Source organism: Corynebacterium sp. (assembly GCF_030535495.1).
Taxonomy (GTDB): domain Bacteria; phylum Actinomycetota; class Actinomycetes; order Mycobacteriales; family Mycobacteriaceae; genus Corynebacterium.
The window spans coordinates 1-2,498 of record NZ_JAUNRW010000110.1 but is presented as its reverse complement, the minus strand read 5'-3'; the positions used below and the strand labels follow the sequence as shown (position 1 = coordinate 2,498).

General features: G+C 67.8%; 2 protein-coding genes. One reads left to right on the top strand and one right to left on the bottom strand.

The features are described from left to right. Positions 1-339: 339 nt before the first annotated feature. Entirely contained in the window at positions 340-1,197 is an 858-nt protein-coding gene (locus tag Q4F73_RS10695) for a dienelactone hydrolase family protein (RefSeq protein ID WP_303359333.1), read from the bottom strand. Positions 1,198-1,341: 144 nt separating this feature from the next. Here Q4F73_RS10695 and glmS point away from each other — a divergent pair. Continuing rightward, positions 1,342-2,498 (top strand): glutamine--fructose-6-phosphate transaminase (isomerizing) (gene glmS, locus Q4F73_RS10690; RefSeq protein ID WP_303359332.1); only part of this gene is annotated, 1,157 nt, incomplete at its 3' end.

Sequence of the window (2,498 nt, the reverse complement as noted above, 5' to 3'; positions counted from 1 at the left end):
CCCCGCCCCAGCCCCTGCCCCCGCGCCAGCCCCTATGCCGGCCCCTACGTCGGCGCCACCCGTTGACCCACAACCCTCCCCGCCGGAGTCCTCGGTGGGCGCACGAAAGGCAGGTGCCTGGTAATGGAGTTCGAGGAATTCGCGCGACAGTTCCGTCAGCGTACGACGCAGCGGATGGTCGAGTTCGAGAAGGCGCTGGCCGAGGCGCAGGGGCGGGTGGAGACGTCGGTCCGCCAGCCGCGACCTGCACCGCGACCTACGCCGCGACAGCAGCAGACCCCGCCCCGCCCGTCGTCTGCTCGCGGGCGGGTGCAGGGTCTGCTGCGGAAGGGGTGAGGTCTAGAGCTTGGTGCTCGATCCCAGCTTGATGCCGGCCTTCTCCGCGAGGTCGGCGTCGGTGAAGGACTCCACACCCGGGCCTTCGGCGAGCTGCTCGGAGAAGTCGGAGTACTTGCCCTCTCCGCGGAGCTGGTGGAGGAGGAAACCGGTGAGCAGACCGCGGGCGGTCTCCTGGACGGAATAACGGGGGATGCCCTGGCCGAGGGCCAGCTTGATGAAGCTGTCCTCGGTGAAGGAAGCCTGGTTGCCCTTGCTGATCTCGCGGTAGGCGACGTCACCACCCCAGTGGAAGGCGACCTTGGCGGGGTTGCCGGGGTCGAGGAGGTCACCGATCAGGCCCGGGTCGCCGCCGGCGATGACCAGACCCGGGACGGTGACCGAGCGGGCAGCCTCGATGGCGGGCGGTGCGGTGGCAGCCGGGTAGACGGCGGCGACGGCCTTGACGCGGGGGTTGTTGGCGGCGCACAGGACCGCGGCACCGCCGCCCATGCCGTGGCCGACCACGCCGAGCTTGCCGGGGGAGACGGTCACCTTGCCCTGGCCCAGCTTGACGCCGGCGGCGATCTGGAGGCACGACTCGAGATCGGCGGAGAATCCCCGGTGGTCGGGGACTAGACCGGTCTCGGTGTCGGGGGCGGTGACGACGATGCCCCAGCTGGCCAGGTGACGAAGAGTGCCGTGATAGGCCTTGATCGATTTCATCCAGTCATGGCCGAAAGCGACGGCAGGCACGCCGTTGCCTTCCGCGGGGGCGTAGACCTTACCGGGCAGACCGGCGTAGTCGAGATCGCCGACGAGCACGCGGTGCGGGCCACGCTTGGACAACTGGGCCAGATGCTTCTTCAGATTCGCAGACACGTCCCCAGGATAACGTTTCGGGCCTCGTTATGAATGTCACACGGGAGGAAAGGAGGTGTTGAGGGACAACCCGGGGGAGAAGGGGGCAGCGCCACACGGGTGATACCTGTTGCGGGACAGACACCGTGGTCTACGATTTCCTCCATGTGTGGAATCGTTGGATACGTCGGTGAACGACAGGGACTGAACCTCGCGCTGGAGGCGCTGCGACGGATGGAGTACCGCGGGTACGACTCGTCGGGAATCGCCGTCAATGACGGAAGCATCTCGGTGGTCAAGAAGGCCGGCAAGCTGGCCAACCTCGAGGCGATCCTCGGCGACATGCCGGGCACCACCGCCATCGGCCACACCCGCTGGGCCACCCACGGTCGCCCCACCGATGAGAACGCGCACCCGCACGTCTCCTTCGACGGCCGCGTCGCCATCGTGCACAACGGCATCATCGAGAACTTCTCCCCGCTGCGGCAGGAGCTTATCGACGCCGGCATCACCCTCGACTCCGACACCGACTCGGAGGTCGCCGCCCACCTGCTGGCCCTGGCCTACAACGACGGCGAGACCGCCGGTGATTTCCGGGCCTCCGCGCTCGCGGTGCTGGGTCGCCTCGAGGGTGCGTTCACGCTGCTGTTCACGCACGCCGACCACCCGGGCCAGATCATCGCGGCCCGCCGCTCGACCCCGCTCATCGTCGGCGTCGGCGAGGGTGAGATGTTCCTGGGGTCCGATGTCGCCGCGTTCATCGAGTTCACCAAGAACGCGGTGGAGCTGGAGCAGGACAACGTCGTCATCATCACCCGTGACGGCTACGAGGTGCTCAACTTCGACGGCAGCGCCGCCGAGGGGCGCCCCTTCACCATCGACTGGGATCTGGAGGCCGCCGAAAAGGGTGGTTTCGACTCCTTCATGATGAAGGAGATCCACGAGCAGCCCGCCGCCGTCCGCGACACCCTCGGCGGACACTTCCACGACGGCCGCGTCATTCTCGACGAGTCGGACATCTCCGAGACGGACCTGAAGTCCATCAACCAGGTCTTCGTCGTGGCCTGCGGTTCCGCGTACCACTCCGGGCTGCTGGCCAAGTACGCCATCGAGCACTGGGTGCGCATCCCCGTGCAGATCGAGGTGGCCTCCGAGTTCCGCTACCGCGACCCGGTCCTCGACGAGCGCACCCTCGTCCTCGCCATCTCCCAGTCCGGTGAGACCGCCGACACGCTCGAGGCCGTCCGCCACGCGAAGACCCAGGGCGCGAAGGTCCTGGCCGTGTGCAACACCAACGGCTCCCAGATCCCGCGTGAGTCCGA